Genomic DNA, 18872 nt, shown 5'->3' on the forward strand with positions numbered 1-18872 from the left:
ATCAGCAATGTCTGGCCTTTCACGAGCTCCAGATTGCGGAAGAGGCACGTCCATGCTGTCGCGTAAGACTCAGGAAGGGCTGCTAGTTCCTCCCAGGGAAGGTCCGACTCAAGTTGCACCACACCGTTAACGTCGGCACGCGTGTACTCGGCATAGCTGCCATTGATGGTTCTTCCCAGACCGCCCATCAAAGCGGCAACCTTGCTACCGACGGAAAACTCGCCGCTGGGACACGACTTCACAATGCCGACACATTCAATGCCGCTGACCGGCGCTGCTTCGGCCCATTCTCCGCGACGCATGTGCATCTCGGCATGATTGATTCCAAATGCCTTGACCTGAATAACGACTTTGCCTGGTTCTGGTTCTGGTTCAGGAATCTCCTTGATGACCAGACTGTCCAGACCTCCGAAGTGATCGAGTACGATGGCGCGCATAAATTTCTCCTTCCATATCCATATCTTGTCTAAGAAAGCGTCGCTTTAGCCACTTCAAGGATGATCTCTACAACCTTGTCTGGTGCGGTGAGCAACGGAGTGTGATCAACTGCGAAAGATCTCACAGTTGCCTTCATGCGTTCTGCCATGAAGTGCTGTGTATTGGGGTTAATCATTCGGTCCTCTTCTGCAACGAGGTACCACGTTGGCTTCGACTTCCAAGCCGGTGCAGGAGCCGGTTCTTGAATGCTCCTGACTGAGATCGGACGCTGCACGGCTTTAGACAACGCAATCTGCTCGTCAGTGGCGTTTTGGGCGAAGGCATTCGCGAACCCTTCGTCCGGCATCCAGATGAAGCCGTCCGAATCCGGCGCAAGTTGCGGCGCCTTTGATGAATTTCATCTCTGTAAAAGACCTCAGCAACAGTCTCTCCCTCGTTTGGTGCCAACGCTGCGACATAAACCAAAGCCTTCACGCGCTCGTCGTTAGCCGTGGCAATGACCGCACCAGCGTAAGCATGCCCTGCAACGATCAGTGGCCCCTGAGTTCGTGCGGTCGTTCGTTTCAAAGCGGCTGCGTCATCGCTCAAAGATGTGAGAGGAATCGGAGCGGCAATCACATTCAAGCCGCGCTCCTCGAGGGCATGTACAACGGCCCTCCAACTCGAACCGTCAGCCCACGCTCCGTGTACCACTACGATTGTCGCTTTCTCAGAAAAACTCATGATGTTCATCCTTTGGTAGTTCAACGTAATCCGCCTACAGGAATCAGATTATGTGACACCTATAAACGGTGCATTAGCGGTGTTATAGTTATCAATGGCCGAACCTGCTGGAGAACTGGCTGCGCGCGCTCGCAGTTGTTTATAGGGAGGGGCTAATGCGCGCTGCGTCTCAAGAGGTGAACGAATGGATCGATGGGTTCCTATTCGTGGCGAACAAGCCAGTCCTGGATCTGTTGAATATTACAAAGCCTGTGCTTGCAGACGGGCCCACGGAGTTGCTTTTGGATGTTCGCGCACTCGAAAGGTGGTTGATCGCTTCGGGGATGATGACCTCATCCAAGACTAAGGCCATCGTCCGAAGCTGGCGCCATTCAGCAGAGGCAGCCGCCTTTTTGGAACAACTAATTGTATATATATATATAGAGAGAGAGAGAGAGAGAGAGAGAGAGAGAGAGAGAGAGAGAGGCTGAGGGAGGTTGTCTTGCGGATAGAAAATGGATCATCCCCGACCGATGCTTTCCTCGCCGAAGTGAACTCGCTGTTGCTTCAGCATCCTCGTCATACTTCGCTTCACAAGCGAGACGGGAAGGTGATTCGGGAGACGTCGTTTGAGCCTCGTGAGCCCAGCGACCTCTTGGCGCCGATCATCATGCCACGGCAAATCTTCTCGCGGAAACAGAGTCGTCGCGCATTCGCAAATGCGAATCGTGTGGCGTTCATTTCTTTGACGCGAGCAAGAAGGGCTCACGTCGGTGGTGCAGTATGAACATCTGTGGTAACAAGCTCAAGGTGGCTGCTTATCAGAGAAGAAAACGTGGAGACAATGCCACTAAGAACTAGCCTCCCGGGCCGTAGAGATCGAATCCCGGTCAGGCTTCACAGATCGATAGATGAAAGCGAGCCTTACTGACAGTGGGTAGTGGTCGGAAGCGGAAACCGAGTTGTGAATTCGCAGGCCTGCGGCTCGAATCGATCCGCGCGTGAATATCCAGTCGATAGCCCGGGCCCTGTCGAACAGTGAACGCGGAGGTGTCGTTCGGACAGTCTCCTTCGGTGCCGTACTGAGAAACTGTGCTTGCCTTAGCGCGTTGGCGGCCATACTTAGGGAAACCTCGAGATTTAGGTCGCCCGCAAGGAGTATTGGTGTTATTGATTTGTAGCGCAGAGCATCGCTCAGGGTTTCATTGAGTTGGGAACAGCGCAAACCATCGTCGCCGCGGCTTTCAAGATGCAGGTTGTACGTCACCAATGTCCGCCCACCGATGCTCACGTCGCAGACCAAGGCCATTCGTCCACCAATTCTCTCTTGAAACGGCTCAATATTCGGAAGGAACCATCGCGGACGCCAGAAGTTTGATTGGCGGCGGAATCGGAGGATGCGGGGATTTGACAAGGGCCACGGGGAGAGTGTGGCCTGCCCGTGAAAGGCCGGCGAAATCCGTGTGCCCTGAGTGAGTTCCTGGAACTCGCGTCCGAAGATATAGTTCAGCTGCAGCTTTCGCGAAATCTCTTGTGCAACGTCGATCTTGTGAGTTCGCCTTGCGTTGAAATCCACCTCCTGCAGGAGAATCAGATCTGCGTTCGTGCTAGCCAGGAAGTCTATGATGCCTCCCAACTGAAGCCCGCGATCGATGTTCCAGTCGACTACCAGGATTGGGCTCCCAGGTCTGAACAACCGGCCTGTGGGCGCAAAGCTGCCGACTTCGATCTCCTGGTTGGAACTCATATTCTCGCTAATGAATAATTGAATAGTCGAAACCCACGTGCTGACCTCAAGCTGGCCCATCTTTGAAAATCAATACAACCGCACGGCCTGCACTTTCAGGCGGAAGTCTCAGAAACAGCAGAATTTCTTATCGGAGACCTACTGGCAAACGCAAAAGCGCAATAGGAGTAAAGGGAGATCAACCAAACTACATTCGAGCCAATTGCCGCCAAAAAGAAGACCACTTTCGTGAGGTTGAAGGCAGCGAAGAACAGGAGGGCATACGGCATGAAACAGCGCCGGATGACGAACTCGGTATATCGGCCGAAGTACAGAATTGGATTCGATCGCCGGCCTTCCGCCTTTGCCTGCCAGATACCCAGATACTGCTCGGGACGTCCCGAAGCGAGATAATGTCTCCCAAGTCCTGTTACCAGGAAACTCATAACGGCTCCAAAAAGAAGCAGGATTCCCCAGGTAACATACATCCTCTCGTCCGAACTCCGTATCAATCCGATCGCCATCCCGGCAAAGATAAGCAAGTAATACAGATAGTCGCAGACTGTCTCTAGCCAGCAACCAAAATCCGATTCCAGAAGCTTCAACCGAGCAACCTCTCCATCGCAGCCATCGAGAATGCTCGCCCAGAGTGACAGCACTGCACCAGCTAGCATGTTCCAATAACCACCGCACGCGAAGAATGCGCCGGAGGCAACGCCAACTCCAAGAGTAAACACGCTGACCATATTCGGTGTGATCGGAAATTTTATGAGTTGGCGGCTGATCGGCACGGATATCCTGCGATTCATTCGTGCGAAAACCCCGTCCGTGGGCTTCACGAGCCAACGGTCCAACTTCGCTTCCGCGGCGGTGCGATCTTCCGGAGTGAGCACTCGCTGCCACAAACTCCCGTCTACCGGTTTGCACTCGGCAGAGTGAGTTGAAATCAGCCAGGCATGTAGTTGGTCAAGGCTGCAGATCTCCGGCGGGCAGTGCTCTGCGGCGTCCAACGCGATATCGGCGGAGAGCGCGTAAATGCCAATAGGCTGGTCGTTGCCAGTCATCGTCAAGGCGCCGCCACTGTTCTTACTCCACTCCCTAGCCTGCCTGAACAGTGCCGGATAATAAGTGGCATTTCCCGCTACTAACATCATGTGATCGTCTCGGGATACGGATGCAATCTGCTTCAACAGTCGAGGCAGTGGCGTATTCGAACGTGCTTCGAGCCACCGTACAGAGGAGGGAAGCCGCCCTGTGCCCACCAGTTCGGACTCCACATATGATCTCGCGGTTGGATTAACGCACACTATGATTCGATTTCCAACAGCCTTTTGTACTGAGAGGATGTCTCGGAGCAGGAGGGGAAGCGCGCCGATCTGCATAAGTGGTGATCCGCCTTCGCCTGCTTCACGAAAGGCATTGGCAAAGATGATGGATGTGAACCCCGGGCTGGCTTCCTGGCCGTCCATTCCGGATTTCGGGGTATTCGTAACGCCTCTGAACATGCTTTCGCCGGAGTTGGCATGGGCTCGTGATTTGGATAACAGGAACAGGCAGAGGCCTCCAACAGCGGCCCAAAAGATTGCCCGCAGCCGTCTGGCGACTGCTACCGACAGCCCTACAGCGCCGGTGAGGCCGAGCATCTTTGCGATAAGCATATTTCCCCCCTCATAAGAGCCTACGTTCCCCGGATTGAAGGTCCCGACAGCATTCACCATCTTGGTAAAGACTTCAAATACAAGTCCGCCCAAAAGCCCAATTTTGACTCCCATCAGCCACAGAACCAGATACACCTCCAACACTGCCATGCCATGGCACGCCAAATTGAGAGCGAGGCTCGCCCAGAACAGGCCGGGCGTGTAGCGATGGAAATCGAAGACCTTTTTTTCGACAGAATGGATCAGCGGCAGTTTTGCTTCCACTCGGTGGCGCAGAAAGTACAATCGGCAAAATACCCGCGCGGACCGCGACACGAAGGGCCAGCGATTCAGCATTGCGAGCGCAATGGCAAAAAGTAGGCTGAACAATATCACGGTGAAGAGAACTGCGTACAAGCGCAGCGCATGAGTGAGCGGCATTGCGAGAACTGCGGCTACAGTCCCTACTAAGCTCACTATCGCGCCGGAGGCAATAAACATTGCCCGATCGAGGGTAACGGATGATATACGACTGTCGATCGGAATATTAGGGTCAAGGGCAGAGACTCGCAGCCCTTCTCCGAAGATCAGCCCCAGGGCTCCGGCCTGTCCCGCGGCTTCTGACGCCAGGCGAAGCTGGAGCATCCGTGTAAATGAAGCCTGGCCTCTGGAACTTGTGAGAGTGAGTCGCCAGGCCCAGGTCTTCACAAGATGCGCCACTCCGCCTAAAGCTATGACCAGTACAAGTCGCCACCCTAGCGTGGAGATATTCTGCACGAGACTTCCCGGTCCAACTCGCCAGATCAAGCAGGCCAGAAGCGCTGTGCCGGAAACGGCCGCGGCGGCCCGAAAAGCCGTTTGCCTCATCGTCGCCGACTTAGACATTGGTGTAACTCTCTGCGTAAGCAGTTCGGCAGAAGTGTTGGTCAAAGATGCTCTCCGCGTAGGCCAGCGCTTCCGGCGTGTCGACATCCTGCCACGCGCCATCCTCGATGTCGAAGGCGCGTAACCTGCCTTCCCGTCCCAGCATGCGCATGCCGTCCGACAACGAGCAATTTCCCTCCTTCTTTACCGACTCGAGAACGTCGAAGAGGGCAGGGCTGCACAGGAACATGCCTGTATCGTAGGCGTCGTACTTGGCGATCTGTTTGCCGATGTCCACAATGGAATCGCCGTCGCGTCGTACCTTCGTCGCGTCGTCAAGATCAAAGATGCGATCCAGTTTATGATCGACGGCCAGAATCACTTCGCCGGGCGCGAGCGGTTTTTCAAGGAGCGCTTTGGCCGTTCTCGACTCGAAGATGTGATCGGCCATGAGCAGCAGGAATGTGTCGCGGATGTGGTTCCTAGCTTTCAGAACTGAAACGCCGTTGTCCTTGTGGTACTCAAGGTTTTCCACCACATTTATCGAGACATCGCCAAGCTGGAGTTCGGTGAGCCACTCACGCATTGCGCCCGCACCATAGCCGACCACAATCACAAACCTGTCGATTCCGGCTTCCTTGGCTCCGAGGATTACATGTTCCAGCAATGACCTGCCGTGTAGCTGCACAAGAGGCTTGGGAGATCCTCCCGAAGCCTTGATGAGTCGGCTGCCGTTCCCTGCGGCCAAAATAAGACACTGATTGACTCGGGGCGTGCTGCGTCTAGCGGGAGGACGTAGGATTCCCATCTTTCTCATTGCGTATGACCTCCTGCCGACACCGCACTCGCTGTTTCGGTCGCTTGCGATCGATTCGGTATGTAGTCGAAGTAGTGAATGGTGAGGCTCGTTGCACCGAAAATACGCACCTCGGTGACACTCTCGGTAGAAACCGGGAACCAGAATGGACCGCTCTTCTGGTAGGTATGGACGAAGTGCACGCTGCTGGTCCAGAAGGAAGGATTCTTTGCGGGCTTACCCTCAACCCTGGCCAGCGCGTAGTCCTGGGCATCGATCCAGATCTGGCCCTCGAACAGTCGCTCGTCGCGTCGTCTGGGAACAACGTCGATGACGTAGGCCATGCGATCGCCCAACAATGCGGTTTGCGCCATGTGGAATTTGTAGTTTTCGGGACTCAGGCGAGTCTTAAGGCGGATCTCCGGAGAGGATGCTTCTGACTCCGTCGCGAGCATCCTTTGCAGAACATGTTTTTGGGCCGCCTTCCAGCCCTCCTCGCTGACAACTTCAAAGTGTTTCGTTTCGTCCGCGTCGCCTTCCACGCGTACCACCATCTCAGCATGCTTGTTCATGCGATCGTTTTCGAGGACGTATCGCCGCATTCCGTGATATCCCGCAAGCTGTCCCTGCCGCTCGACATTGTGTGCCAGCATTCTCGCCACAAGAGCGTCCGCGCTGGGAAGATCATCGCTCTCCGATATACCGAAGGCCGTGGCTGTGAACAGCAGAAGGAAGGTGCCGAAAATGAATCGATGTTTCATAGTCAGAACTGGAACACCAGCTTGCCGCGATACTCTCGCCACGCATTGTTGAAGAAATCGCCGAAGAGAGTGCTCTCTTCCACGTTCTGCACGTCGCGTGGGTTGAAGTGGTTGAAGACGTTGAATACGCTGAAGCCGGCCCGCATATGGAGGTGCCTCTCACCTAGGTGCAACGAGACCGGCCGCAACACCTGAAGATCTAATGACGAAAACCACGGATAACGCCTGTTATTCGGCGGGCCGACATATTCACGAAATTCATTTTTGGCCGAATATGGGAAGCCCGTGTGCAGGTCGTACACAGGAAGAAGCGACAGCTTCCATGGACCCTCGATATCACCCCAGGTCAAGAAACGATTCGGCACGTCGAAAGGCAATCGCGCCCGGGCATCCGGCGGAATCACTGCCTGGGGATAGTTTCCGAAGAACAGAGAAGGATCGTTAAGGTTTCCGTAAGCTCGCGAGTGGACATACGAACTATTCAAGGTGATACGCGAAAGCTTGTAGCGTCCCGCCACCTGGAGCTCCCGGTAAGAATCTCGTCCATAATTCGAGAGGGCAAGAATGCCTGAACTCCCATTGGAGGTGGGTGAGACCACGAAGACCTTGGAGGTGTTTCGCTGTTCATAGGCCACGCGGAGGGTAAGCGATTCCAGGACCTGCCTCTCGAGTGCAATGCTCCACGAAGTGCTTTGTGGATTGCGAAGTCCACCAGTGATCTGATTTACATAGGAGATTGAGCTGGACGCCTGGCCGTTCGTGTCAAGCAAGGACACTGTCCGATTCGGCAGTTCCTTAAAGATCGGAATTATCAGAGGCACGCGGTCGTAGAACATCCCCACACCGCCCTTGAGCAAGGTCCTACCGTCATTCGTCAGTGCAAGAAGAAAACCTGCGCGCGGAGCTACATTCGTGGATCCTGTTATCGTGTCGCTGTCGAAACGCATGCCGAGGTCGAACGTTATGCGTTGAGACAGTGCCCATCGATCAGACAGGAACCAGGAAGTCTCATTCTGAGAGATGTTGAACGAGGATGCATCCGTAAAATGGATGCGCTCTATGGGCGCACCCGATACGCCGATAATTTCGACCGGCAAAAAAGCTTCGCGGCCATCGTAAGAGGCGTAGGCATAATTCAAGCCGGCTCTCATTTGATGTGTGCCCAGAAAATGCCGCGGAGAGAACTCGTAGCTCTCGTTCCCCTCCAAGCGGTATGTCCGGCGCCCCTGACGGTTGAAGAATCCACCATTTGTTGTATCGATCAGAAGTTGATAGGGGTCATCGCTTTGCGCGGTAACATCGGCATCGTAGCGTTTGTAACTCAACTGCGAAACGAGGGCGCTTTCGGGCCCGGTCACATACCGATGCTGACCGTAAATCTGATACCCACGTTGATGGAAATCAGCCGTGGCTGGCTGAGGTGTAAAAGTGTCCAGCCCCATGTACTTCAGCTTTTGGGGATAGACCACGAACGACACTGTCGCCGTTTGTCTGGAACTTAGATTCAGGTCGAACTGTGTATAGGAGTTGTAGCCCTGCAGCGTCGTGTCTCGTTGCAGCGGGGGAAGGCTGTTTACCGGGGTGCGCACAAAGCGGTATTCCAAAGACTGCGTGAAGGCGATGCGGTTCTTGATCAGCGGACCGGTGAAGGTCATCCTTGGCGTGGCGGCTCCGATGCCGATGATGTGCCCATCGCGGTTTCGCCACCGCGGAAGCACATTCTGAATGGAGAAGTGGTATTTCTCATAATTCCCCGTCTTTGTCTCGACGGATGAGACCGCTCCCGTGAACTTTCCGTATTGCGGGTCATAAGGATTCGACATGACATGCACCGACGACACCACATCGATCGGCAGGTTGATGGCCGAAGAACCGGTTGCTGGATCTGTGACATTCGCGCCGTTGACGAGTGAGCCGCTCTGTGTACTGCTGGCGCCCTTTAGATTGATGTGTCCGTCAGGTCCGCGAACAACGCCGGGAACGAGGGGAAGGAGAGTATCGAACCGCTCATTCATATTGGGAGCGTCGCGAACTGTCTTCTCGTTGATGATCTCCATTGGAGCGGAGCTTTTGGCATCCGTCTCGCTCGCATTTACTGTCACAGAGGTGTTGACCTGTGTTGGCCTCAAATGGAGGGGGACCTGAACCGCCTGATTGGCCTGGACGGCGATCGTCTGTATAGCCTCGAGACCAGCGGAGGAGGCTTCGATCGTGTAGGTTCCTGGAGGCAGCGCGACAAAGACGAACTTGCCATCTGCGTTTGTCACTGTTTTGAACTGGACGGGGCCGTCGCTTGCCAGAACCTTAGTCCCGGACATATACGATTGATGACCTTCATCCCCCACAAATACGGTTCCTTCCAACCTTCCGGTCTGCTTGCCGTTGTCGTTAGCCAGCGCCTGAGGAGCGAACCCGCAAAAGACAAACATCAGGAAGATAGCCATCGGTGATCGCAACCATCGAAAACTCCACCATCGAGATACTCGGTGTATCGGCGGGTGGGCTTCGAGTCTCGTGGAAGTCGTGAGCACACTTCTTCCTTTCGTGATAGACGACCGCTAACCTACGACATCGAGCGGCCGAACGCCTCTCTACTTCGATTTGCAACGGGAGGGCCACTTGCAACTGATTGAATCCAAAGTCCCGGCCGACGAGGACTGATAGTCTTTTGACAGCAGGCTGTCAGAAGTGCCAATGAATGACCACGCCAGTTCCCTGTATTCATCTAGCAGGGCGCTGGGAGTCGATCGGGATTATTAGCCAGGGCAATCTATGCGCAGCAAAAGACTTATCCGCCGCAAATAGACGAATGGGGAGTTGCAATCTCCGTGTGGGCACGATCGTCGAAGCACAGAACTGGCCACGAAGCCCAAGGAATGTCTCGAATAGGTCGTGGTTCACGAAATGATAGGGGTAGATCTATTTTCACCGTCTTGCAGGTGCCGTCGATCTTGTACTAATCGATGTGCTGGGCGATGTCAGAGGTGTTTTCACCTAGGTTCTTCTCGTGGATGACTCCGTCCTGCGTCACGACAAAGGCTTGAGACGGCGAATACCGTCACCAGAGCAGTAAGTAAGGAAGACGGCTCCTCGGAGAGAAGGGCGATGGGTGAATCCTTGCATGATCACACCTCGCGACGCATAGGGATGCTGCCTGAGGTCTTCCGGGACACGGAGGGTCGATTCCAGCCGATTGTTTCAACGGAACGGCGTGAGCCCTTGAAGCAGCAGGATCACGTCAACCGAACGAAGCAGACAATGAGAGCCAGGCCTTATGTCAACTGCCGGTAAGCAAACCCAGGCTCTGCAAGCCTCGAAGTGTAATAGAGAGTCCGAGCGCGACCTGAATGATCCCCAGGACGGTGCCAAACAACATCAACGGCATCTGCAGATATTTGAGGATAGGACGCGCAAATAGCATGGCGACGAGATTCAACAGCATAAGCCCGAGGAGCGTGGAGTAGATTTCGATCTTTGTGACGTAGTCCGGCGTCAGCGCCGTGCAGACGATGACAGCCGCGACGCCATAGGGAGTGACGATCGTTGGGAACGCCAGCGGAGAGGCGGCGTATCGCAAATTCGGCTCATACTGCTTCGGGGCAGCATCCGGATCAGTGTTGAACTGTTCCAGAACGGAGCGCAACGCAACCAGGAAGAGGATGATTCCGGCGGCGATAGCGAGGACGGAGACTGGAATGTTGAATTTGCGAAGCGAGTTTTCCCCGATGAATACGGCGAGCAACAAAGCGGCACAGGAGTGGAGGAACGCGCGAATGGCCATCCGCCGGGCAAACGCAGCGTCTCCGTTTCGGGTGATCTGGACAAACGGGCCGAGGATCTTAATGGGACCGAGCATCAGGAAGAAGAACGTAAACATCTCTCCCAGAGAGAAGGTGGTCCTTAGGTAGCCGACCGCAGGAGCACTCTGCTGGCCGAACGCTGCGGTTGACAAGAGCATGGTTAGCGACGCCAGCATGAGGGAGTTTCTTAGGCGATTTCGAGATTGTCTTCGACGCATAGAGGTGACTTAGCCTTTCCGATAGGAATGGATTGGTTACTCGTCTTCTGCAGAACTCGAAGCTACGGAAGGTTGGTCTCATAGCGTATCCGTCCTTCCTCTCGACCGCAAGTGGAATAGAGGCCGATCGCAGACGAGGTCATCTCTGTTTGAGCGCCTCAAGCTCCTCGAGCGTCCGCGGCCAGTCGGATCCGAGGAGTCGCGAGAGGCTGCGGTCTGCGAGAACCTTTCCTCCGGTCTGGCATCGAGCGCAGTAGTTGGTCTCGTTGTCGGCGTAGCGGATGCGCTGGACTTTTTCGCCGCATCGCGGGCAGGGTTCGCCGAAGCGACCGTGAACGGCCATCTCTTTGCGGAAGGCGGTGACCTTCTCGGGGAAGGCTTTGTCGGCCTCGGCGTTCAGGCGGTCGATCCAGAGCTTGAGGGTTTCGCGGGTTGCTGCGTAGAGTCTTTCCCATTCCTCGGGCTTGAGCTTGTGGGTCAACGCGATCGGTGAGAGTTTCGCGGCGTGCAGGATCTCGTCGGAGTATGCGTTGCCGATTCCGCTGAGGATGCGCGGATCGGTGAGCGCTCGTTTGAGGGTGCGATTCTCGGCGGTGAGCGCGCGGCGGAAGGAGTCGAGGCCGCTGGAAAGGACCTCGACACCTCCGGGATCGATCGAGCGGAGGCTATCTTCTCCGCGGAGGACGTAGAGCGATGCGCGGTGTTTGCTGCCGGCTTCGGTGAGGACGAGCGAGCCGTCGGGGAAGTCGAAGGCTGCGAGGTTGCTGCGGCCTGCGAGCTTTGCATCGCGCGGACGCCAATGAAGGCGGCCTGCGATCATCAGGTGAAGGACGAGCCAGAGATCGTTGTCGAGTCCGATGGCGATGCGCTTGCCGATGCGGCGAAGCTCGCGCACGGTATGACCTTCAGCCTGCGCGATCGGCGGTTGCGCGGTGCGGAGCAGAAACGGGCTTGCCAAACGGACGCGCTCGAGTGGTTTACCGACGATGCGAGGTTCGAGCGCGTGGAGGTAAGCCGCGATATCGGGCAGTTCCGGCATCGCTAACAGCTTGCATGGAACGGTGAGGTTTGGCAACGCGGGTTTAATGGAGCTGGTTTGAGGGAACGATGTGTTTCGGGTAGCTTATGAGAGCGAGATACGAGGATGCTATGGACGAGGAGAAGCAGATTCGAGTGATGAGCGTGGACGATCATCCGCTGCTGCGCGAGGGCATTGTTGCTGTGGTGAACAGCCAGAAGGACATGCAGATCGTCGCGCAGGCAGCGACGGCGCGCGAGGCGGTGGAGCAGTTCCGCCTGCATCGGCCGGATGTTGTACTGATGGATCTGCGGCTTCCGGATATGAGCGGGATCGACGCGATGATTGCGATCCGCGAGGAGTCTCCGGAAGCGAAGGTGATCATGGTGACGACGGTCGAGGGCGATGCGGAGATCATGCGAGCGCTTGCTGGCGGAGCTCGCGGCTATGTACTGAAGAGCATGCCTCCGAAGGAGCTGGTGGAGGTGATTCGCCAGGTGAATGCGGGGAAGAAGCGCATTCCGAGCGAGGTTGCGGCGCGTCTGGCGGAGCACTTCGACGGCGACGCGCTGACTGCGCGCGAGGTTGAGGTGCTGGCGCAGGTGGCGAGCGGCAATCGCAATCGCGACATTGCGGACAAGCTCTTCATCACGGAAGAGACGGTGAAGGTGCACATCAAGCACATCATGGAGAAGCTGGATGCGAAGGATCGCACGCAGGCGGTTGCGATAGGAATCCGGCGGGGCATTATTCACCTCTAATTGAACGAGAGATGGTGCTGTAACATCATCGAGGTATCGGTGGTTTACGCATCGTGGGTTTCAGCTCGCGACCCTGAGTGCGAGTCTTGACGCAATGAAGGAGCGAATGATGAAAAAAGAGAATAAGACAGCGAAGATGGAGATGAGCAGCGATCTCGGAACTGAAGCGGTAACCGCGATCTCCGAAGATCTGCGTCACCTGCTGGCCGATGTGTTCGCGCTCTATCTGAAGACCAAGAACTTTCACTGGCATATGAAGGGCCCACACTTCCGTGACTACCATCTGTTGCTGGACGAGCAGGCCACCCAGATCTTTGCGATGTCGGACGATGTTGCGGAGCGGTCTCGGAAGCTGGGTGCGACGACGCTGCGGTCGATCGGCGACATTGCTCGCAATCAGCGGCTGAAGGACAACGACAAGGCCGGGCTTTCTCCGAAGGAGATGCTGTCAGATCTTTGCAACGATACGCAGAAGCTGATCGGGTTCCTGCGCTCGACGCACGAAGTGTGCGACAAGCATGGGGACGTTGCGACAGCGAGCCTGATCGAGGTCTGGATCGACGAGGCGGAACGCCGTCATTGGTTTCTGGCAGAGACTGTGGGAGGGATGGAGTAGGCCCCCCATATTTCTGTAAATTATCTGTTTTCAACGTCTTGCGCGATTTGCGCAGGGCAAAATATTGAAAACATGGGGTTTATGGGGCAAAATCTTGATTCTAAAAGGGAAAGCCCTGCGGGCTAGCGACCTGCGGGGCTTTTCTTTGACTCTGTAACCAGTATAGCGAGTGGAGGGTAATTAATCGGCACTTTATATCGCTTGTTATTTCATGGAGTTACGCCAAAGTGGGACTTGACAGGTTTTCCTGTGGAAAAAAGCGGGGCGATTGGTCTCCCAACGCCCCAGGGTTGCTGTCTTTCCGTTGATCTACTAAGGAAAGGGTAGAAGTAGAATTGGGTTTGCGCAATTGTGCTAAGGGATGGTTTTGAGCTACCCCTATGGGGTTAGTCTGTCTGGCGTAGGGGTAGGCATACGTGGGGGTAAGAAGGGATATCCCGGGGCTTAAGTTTGCTTGCTTTTTTGGGGCGAGCGAGACGCCAGGGCTTAAGAGGGTGCGGAAAAAGTGTCTCGCGGGGGACAACACGACCTCAGCGGCTAAAGCCGCATTCAAAACAGGGCAGTTGCGGCACGGCTGAAGCCGTGCCCTTAAGCAAAACGGGTTTTTCAGCACCCTCTAAAAGTCCTGTGGTACCCAGAAGCCCGTCCTGGGTTGCCTGGTGGGGAAGGGGAGTGCGGGCGTTCTGCGAAGAGATACGGCGATTCTTCCCCTTTGGCTGGGCTCAGGGCCAGAATGACGGCCGTTTGTTCTGGAACGTTCTATTGGAGCGGATGGCACCTGCGAAAAATGCAGGTCCTTCGACTTCGCCCTGCGGGCTTCGCTCAGGATGACAACCGTGGAGTGATGGCTATTTTTTGTATTGGTAGGGCGAGGTGTTGATGGACTGGTTGTAGCGGATGTTGGTGTAGGTGGCGGTCTGGTAGTCGCCAGATGGAGTGAAGAACTGCTGCTTGAGGGAGATGGCGCGGTTGAGGTCGACCCAGATGACGATGTGGGTGAACATGTTGCGTACGTTGGGGTCTTTGGAGACGAGGTCGAGCTTGGTGACGGGGGTGGTGGCGGCGCCGTCGGAAAGCTGCTCGGTGCCGAGGTCGGTGATGGTCCAGGCTTTGGCGAGTTCGGTTCCGCTGCCGCCGAAGCCGAGGGTTAGGAAGGACTCGTACTGGGCCTTGTTCTGGCCGGCGGTGTAGACTTTGAGGTCCTTGGTGTTGGGATCGAACAGGGCTAGCTTGCCGTCCTTGTAGGAGAAGAAGCGGGCGCCGGGCGGGAGGATCTTCGCTCCCATCTCAAGCTTCGTTCCGCTCTTTTTGAAGTAGATGCTTCCGCGCTGGGTGGTGGTCTCTTTGACGACGCGCTCGTAGAACTCTTTCTGGAAGTCGGCTTCGGCGGATTTGAAGCGTGTGCTGGCGGCGTCCATCTGACGCAGATCGGCGTCGAGCTGGCCCGGTTTGACTTGGGCGGGTAGGGCGAGGGGGGCGGCTAGGAGGAAGACGGCGGCCAGGCGGCGGGTCATTCGTTGTTTTCTCACGAGAGGATTAGATGCGGTCTCTTTTGAAGATGATAGCGGGTGTGGATTGCGGGGCGTGCCGATTTTTTCAGCAGCGAACGCGGTTCCGGACGAACTACTGAGATTCTTCCCCTTCGACTCGCTCTGCTCGCTCAGGGTCAGAATGACGGCTTCTGGGTTCTAGCGGGTGATCCAGGCGTCGTAGGCGACGATGTGGCCGTTGGCGTCGCGGACGGGCTCGTAGCGCTCGAGGGTGACCTCGCCGGCGATGGGCTCGATGATGCGGAGGATGGCGGCGCGGAGGTCGGCGTCAGAGGTGGCACCTTTGGTGGCCCGCTGGATGTCGTCGGCGCGGATCTGATAGGTGAAGCGGCTGGAGCCGTTGGTGCTGCCTGCCGCCTTGACGAGGACCTCGGAGGAGTTGAGGGCGACGGTCTCGACGGGGCGATCGTTGAAGTCGACGAAGCGGGGGCCGAGGAAGAGGAAGAGGAGGATGAGGGTGACCATGACGTCGTAGTGGAAGCTTCCGCGCTCGTAGGTCCACCAGAAGTAGGAGCGGAGGGTTTTGAACATGGCTAGCGTACCTCAGGGGCTAAAGCCCCTTTTGCTGAATGACGATTGCGGCACGGCTGAAGCCGTGCCCTTAAGCAAAACGGTTTGTGCTTGTGCGCGAATACCCACCTTAGCGCCTGCGGCGCGAAGATGGGGCACCCGGCGACGATGGTAGAGAAGCAGGTTTCTCCACCCCGCGCTTCGGGCTCCGGTCGAAATGACAATTTTGCATGGAGGGCCGTGGTCATCCGATGCGCTCCTGTTTTGTGATGACGGTCTGGCCGTTCATGTAGGGGACTAGGGCCTCGGGGACTTGGATGCTGCCGTCGGGCCGCTGGTAGTTCTCGAGGATGGCGAGGTAGGTGCGGCCTACGGCGAGGCCGGAGCCGTTGAGGGTGTGGAGGTACTCGGATTTCTTGGCTCCGGCGGGACGATAACGGATATTCGCGCGTCGGGCCTGGAAGTCGGTGAAGTTGGAGCAGGAGCTGATTTCGCGGTAGAGGTTCTGGCCGGGGAGCCAGACTTCGAGGTCGAAGGTCTTGGAGGAGGCGAAGCCCATGTCGCCGGTGGAGAGGAGCATGCGGCGGTAGGGGAGGTTGAGGCGCTCGAGGACGGTCTCGGCGTGGCGGGTGAGGGTCTCGTGCTCGGCGTCGGATTTGTCGGGCGTGGTGAACTTGACAAGCTCGACCTTCTGGAACTGGTGCTGGCGGATCATGCCGCGGACGTCTTTGCCGTAGGAGCCGGCCTCGCTACGGAAGCACGGGGTATAGGCGCAGAAGGAGATGGAGAGCTGGGATTCGTCGATGGTCTCGTCGCGGAGGAGGTTGGTGACGGGGACCTCGGCGGTGGGGATGAGCCAATGGTCGCCGTCCTGGAGTTCGCCGGTGTAGGGGCCCTTGTCGTCGCAGTGGAAGGAGTCTTCGGCGAACTTGGGGAGCTGGCCGGTGCCGAAGAGCGAGCGGGAGTTGACCATGTAGGGCGGGAGGACCTCGGTGTATCCGTGCTCGCGCGTGTGGAGGTCGAGCATTAAGTTGGCGAGGGCGCGCTCGAGGCGTGCTCCGGCGCCGTAGTGGACGACGAATCGGGAGCCGGAGATCTTGGCGGCGCGGTTGAAGTCGAGGATGTTGAGGGCTTCGCCGAGCTCCCAGTGGGGTTTGGGGGGGAAGTCAAAGCTGGGGATGGTGCCCCAGGTCTTTTCCTCGCGGTTGGCGTGCTCGTCGGGGCCTACGGGGACACAGTCCTGGGGGAGGTTGGGGATGGTCTGGAGGATGGCGCGGAGGCGCTCGTCGGCGGCGGTGGCGCGGGATTCGAGGGTGTCGACCTCGGACTTGAGGGATTTGGTCTGCTCAGTGACTGCGGAGGCGTCGGTGCCGGACTTGCGGAGGCGAGCGATCTCTTCGGTGAGCCTGTTGCGCTGGGCCTTGAGGGTCTCGACCTGCGTGATGGCGTCGCGGCGTTCGCGGTCGATGGTGGCGAAGTCGCCGAGGGCCTGGGCGGGGTCCATGCCGCGGGCGCGCAGTTTTTCCTCTACGACGGGCAAGTTAGCCCGGACGAATGCTAGATCAATCATTTGAGTTTTATTTTAGCGGGTTGTGGGGATGCGGGGGATTTTGCAGTCTGTTCGTGTCTGAACGGGATTTAGACTGCCGATAGACTGGAGCTATGAGCAAAGTGCCGGATATGAGCGTCGCGGTGGCCGGGGTGGAGCTTCGTTCGCCGGTGATCGCGGCCAGCGGGACGTTTGGGTACGGGGTGGAGTTCGAGGAGATCGTCTCGCTCGACAAGATCGGAGCGTTCGTGACGAAGGGGCTGTCGCGGGAGCCGATGGCGGGGAATCCTACGCCGCGGATCATCGAGACGGCGGCGGGGATGATCAATGCGATTGGGCTGCAGAACATGGGCGTTCGTGCGTTTGTGGAGGAGAAGCTGCCGAAGCTGCGCACGATAAAGGGCGCGGTGGTGATCGCGAATGTCTTTGGCTACACGGTGGAGGACTGCCTGGAGGTGATCCGGGTGCTGAACGACGCTGAGGGGATCGCGATGTATGAGCTGAATGCGAGCTGCCCGAATACGAGCCATGGAGGGATGGTCTTTGGGACCGACTCGGGGCTTCTGTATGAGCTGGTGACGCGGACGAAGGGTGCTTCGCGGAGGCCGCTGATGGTGAAGCTTTCGCCGAACGTGACGAGCATTGGGCAGATGGCGAAGGTGGCAGAGGACGCGGGGGCGGACGCGGTGTCGCTGGTGAATACGTTTGTGTCGCTGGCGATTGATGTGGAGACGCGGCGGTCGCGGATTGCGAATGTAACGGGAGGGTTGTCGGGGCCGGCGATCAAGCCGATTGCTGTGCGGATGGTTCACGACGCGGCGAAGGCGGTGCGGATTCCGGTGGTTGGGATGGGCGGGATTGTGCGGGCTGAGGATGCTGTGGAGTTCATGATGGCCGGGGCGACGGCGGTGCAGGTGGGGACGGCGAGTTATGCGGATCCCCGGGCGGTGGAGAATATTGCGAATGGAATGCGGAAGTGGTGTGTGGGGCACCAGGTGGAGCATGTGGCGGGGCTTACTGGGGCGGCGGTGTTGTAGAAAGATATGCGGTGCTGTAAGGGTCAGGTACGGCTCTGGGATCGATGGCGCAATCCTTCATCTCCACCGTTCGCGCATCGCTGGCGAAGGAAAGGCGAAATGCCTAACACGCACAATCCACGGGATCGTGTGTTCAAGTGTAAGCCTTCCTTTCAGGAGGTCTCTCTCTCTTGGGCTAGTTCTGAATTAGGCGCACAAGAGTGCCGTCCGGGTCGACCAAGGCACCGATGCGCCCGCCCCACGACTCGACTTTTGGCGGGTGCAGTCGGGGTTGCCCTTTGCACCCCTCTGGTAGACCGGAGTCTTTGCAGGTCGCGTAGAAGGAGTCGAGATCGTCCAGCCGCAGACAGCAACTAAACCAACTGGTCAAAGGATCTAGTTCAGGATGAGGAAAGAACTCCAAGGTTAGATCGCCGCGCTTCAGAATCATCCAGCCCTGGTCGCGCCAACTTTCGGAGAAGCCGAGGGCTGCGTAGAACCGGGAAGTCTTCTCGAAATCGCGTGAAGGCAAATTGGGAGTGGCAATATCGCTCATTCTGTTTCTCCAGTCCGAGGCCAGCATCATTATTGCTTGGGACCGCAAAAGCGAGGTTCAACCATTACAGCAATGACCGTGCGATTGCACCGGAGGACATTTTACCGAGCCGTAAGAGCGGAAGACACAGCAATCTCCCACTTTGGGCCTCATCAAAGCGTGGCATTGAATACATTCATGGAAGAAGCGGCAGGAATCCAGAGGTATCTCTTCCGATGTTGCATGGCCGCATTGCGGACAGGCCAATGTTGATTCAAGGATCACCGTGGGCGCCGTCGTTGCTTTTGTGCTCCGCTATGGAGGTGAGGAAGAACATCGTTCTGGATGCGGGGTTCAACCACGGATTAACGTCAT

The 18872-nt window shown here is 56.9% G+C and carries 19 protein-coding genes and 1 pseudogene; 5 read left to right on the forward strand and 15 right to left on the reverse strand.

From position 1 onward, the window contains the following. The 3 genes and pseudogenes from Q363_RS17885 to Q363_RS44270 form a co-directional block, all read right to left on the reverse strand. Positions 1 to 437, reverse strand: a 437-nt coding sequence (locus tag Q363_RS17885; RefSeq protein WP_035352840.1) for an alcohol dehydrogenase catalytic domain-containing protein, incomplete at its 3' end; no start/stop codon positions are given. Positions 438 to 466: 29 nt separating this feature from the next. Then, positions 467 to 784, reverse strand: a complete 318-nt coding sequence (locus Q363_RS44265; protein WP_245632299.1) for an alpha/beta fold hydrolase — start codon at positions 782 to 784, stop codon at positions 467 to 469. Between the two features lie 92 nt (positions 785 to 876). Beyond that, positions 877 to 1170 (reverse strand): annotated as a pseudogene (locus Q363_RS44270) (alpha/beta fold hydrolase); the annotation flags it as partial. A gap of 146 nt (positions 1171 to 1316) precedes the next feature. Here Q363_RS44270 and Q363_RS17895 point away from each other — a divergent pair. Together Q363_RS17895 and Q363_RS46425 are read left to right on the forward strand one after the other, a co-directional pair. Beyond that, complete coding sequence (locus tag Q363_RS17895) at positions 1317 to 1631, forward strand: hypothetical protein (protein WP_035352843.1); 315 nt, start codon at positions 1317 to 1319, stop codon at positions 1629 to 1631. 220 nt (positions 1632 to 1851) lie between these two features. Further along, positions 1852 to 2001 carry a CGNR zinc finger domain-containing protein gene (locus tag Q363_RS46425; RefSeq protein ID WP_084080500.1) on the forward strand — a complete coding sequence of 50 codons (150 nt, stop codon included), beginning with the start codon at positions 1852 to 1854 and terminating at the stop codon, positions 1999 to 2001. On the opposite strand, the gene Q363_RS46430 is transcribed toward Q363_RS46425, so the two are convergent. The 7 genes from Q363_RS46430 to Q363_RS17935 all read right to left on the reverse strand — a co-directional run bounded on the left by Q363_RS46430 (position 1991) and on the right by Q363_RS17935 (position 11981). Beyond that, the gene (locus Q363_RS46430) at positions 1991 to 2947 is read right to left on the reverse strand and encodes an endonuclease/exonuclease/phosphatase family protein (RefSeq protein WP_035352846.1); all 957 of its coding nucleotides are present in this window, start codon (positions 2945 to 2947) and stop codon (positions 1991 to 1993) included. The two genes, Q363_RS46425 and Q363_RS46430, sit on opposite strands and share 11 nt — an antisense overlap. 35 nt (positions 2948 to 2982) lie before the next feature. After that, a complete protein-coding gene (locus Q363_RS36275; RefSeq protein WP_084080494.1) occupies positions 2983 to 5490 on the reverse strand; it encodes a lysylphosphatidylglycerol synthase domain-containing protein in 2508 nt (835 codons plus the stop codon). Continuing rightward, positions 5381 to 6184, reverse strand: coding sequence for a phosphocholine cytidylyltransferase family protein (locus tag Q363_RS17910; RefSeq protein WP_084080495.1), 804 nt, complete (start codon positions 6182 to 6184; stop codon positions 5381 to 5383). Before Q363_RS17910 ends, Q363_RS36275 begins: the two co-directional genes overlap by 110 nt. After that, positions 6181 to 6924 (reverse strand): hypothetical protein, encoded by a 744-nt coding sequence (locus tag Q363_RS17915; protein WP_035352849.1) that lies wholly within the window; start codon positions 6922 to 6924, stop codon positions 6181 to 6183. Before Q363_RS17915 ends, Q363_RS17910 begins: the two co-directional genes overlap by 4 nt. Positions 6925 to 6926: 2 nt before the next feature. Further along, positions 6927 to 9368: a TonB-dependent receptor gene (locus Q363_RS17920; protein WP_035352852.1), complete on the reverse strand. Its 2442-nt coding sequence runs from the start codon at positions 9366 to 9368 to the stop codon at positions 6927 to 6929. 833 nt (positions 9369 to 10201) lie between these two features. Further along, the gene (locus Q363_RS17930) at positions 10202 to 10900 is read right to left on the reverse strand and encodes a MarC family protein (RefSeq protein ID WP_051978945.1); all 699 of its coding nucleotides are present in this window, start codon (positions 10898 to 10900) and stop codon (positions 10202 to 10204) included. A gap of 181 nt (positions 10901 to 11081) precedes the next feature. Next, positions 11082 to 11981 (reverse strand): Fpg/Nei family DNA glycosylase, encoded by a 900-nt coding sequence (locus Q363_RS17935; RefSeq protein WP_035352858.1) that lies wholly within the window; start codon positions 11979 to 11981, stop codon positions 11082 to 11084. Positions 11982 to 12091: 110 nt separating this feature from the next. Between Q363_RS17935 and Q363_RS17940 the strand changes: the two genes are divergently transcribed. Next, complete coding sequence (locus Q363_RS17940; protein ID WP_035352861.1) at positions 12092 to 12721, forward strand: response regulator; 630 nt, start codon at positions 12092 to 12094, stop codon at positions 12719 to 12721. Between the two features lie 106 nt (positions 12722 to 12827). Continuing rightward, positions 12828 to 13337 (forward strand): Dps family protein, encoded by a 510-nt coding sequence (locus tag Q363_RS17945; RefSeq protein WP_035352863.1) that lies wholly within the window; start codon positions 12828 to 12830, stop codon positions 13335 to 13337. A gap of 848 nt (positions 13338 to 14185) precedes the next feature. On the opposite strand, the gene Q363_RS17950 is transcribed toward Q363_RS17945, so the two are convergent. The 3 genes from Q363_RS17950 to serS form a co-directional block, all read right to left on the reverse strand. After that, positions 14186 to 14851 (reverse strand): LolA family protein, encoded by a 666-nt coding sequence (locus Q363_RS17950; RefSeq protein ID WP_035352865.1) that lies wholly within the window; start codon positions 14849 to 14851, stop codon positions 14186 to 14188. A gap of 174 nt (positions 14852 to 15025) precedes the next feature. Continuing rightward, on the reverse strand, positions 15026 to 15418 hold the full coding sequence (locus Q363_RS17955; RefSeq protein ID WP_035352867.1) for a hypothetical protein: 393 nt from the start codon (positions 15416 to 15418) through the stop codon (positions 15026 to 15028). 223 nt (positions 15419 to 15641) lie between these two features. After that, the gene (gene serS / locus Q363_RS17960) at positions 15642 to 16967 is read right to left on the reverse strand and encodes a serine--tRNA ligase (RefSeq protein ID WP_035352869.1); all 1326 of its coding nucleotides are present in this window, start codon (positions 16965 to 16967) and stop codon (positions 15642 to 15644) included. Between the two features lie 92 nt (positions 16968 to 17059). On the opposite strand from serS, the gene Q363_RS17965 reads away from it, so the two are divergent. Further along, positions 17060 to 17983: a dihydroorotate dehydrogenase gene (locus tag Q363_RS17965; RefSeq protein ID WP_035352872.1), complete on the forward strand. Its 924-nt coding sequence runs from the start codon at positions 17060 to 17062 to the stop codon at positions 17981 to 17983. 175 nt (positions 17984 to 18158) lie between these two features. On the opposite strand, the gene Q363_RS17970 is transcribed toward Q363_RS17965, so the two are convergent. Beyond that, entirely contained in the window at positions 18159 to 18518 is a 360-nt protein-coding gene (locus Q363_RS17970) for a bleomycin resistance protein (RefSeq protein ID WP_035352874.1), read from the reverse strand. Between the two features lie 57 nt (positions 18519 to 18575). Then, complete coding sequence (locus tag Q363_RS45540; protein ID WP_084080497.1) at positions 18576 to 18782, reverse strand: GDCCVxC domain-containing (seleno)protein; 207 nt, start codon at positions 18780 to 18782, stop codon at positions 18576 to 18578. Between the last annotated feature and the right edge of the window lie 90 nt (positions 18783 to 18872).

The sequence above is a fragment of the Edaphobacter aggregans DSM 19364 genome (genome assembly GCF_000745965.1).
In the GTDB taxonomy this organism is placed as follows: domain Bacteria; phylum Acidobacteriota; class Terriglobia; order Terriglobales; family Acidobacteriaceae; genus Edaphobacter; species Edaphobacter aggregans.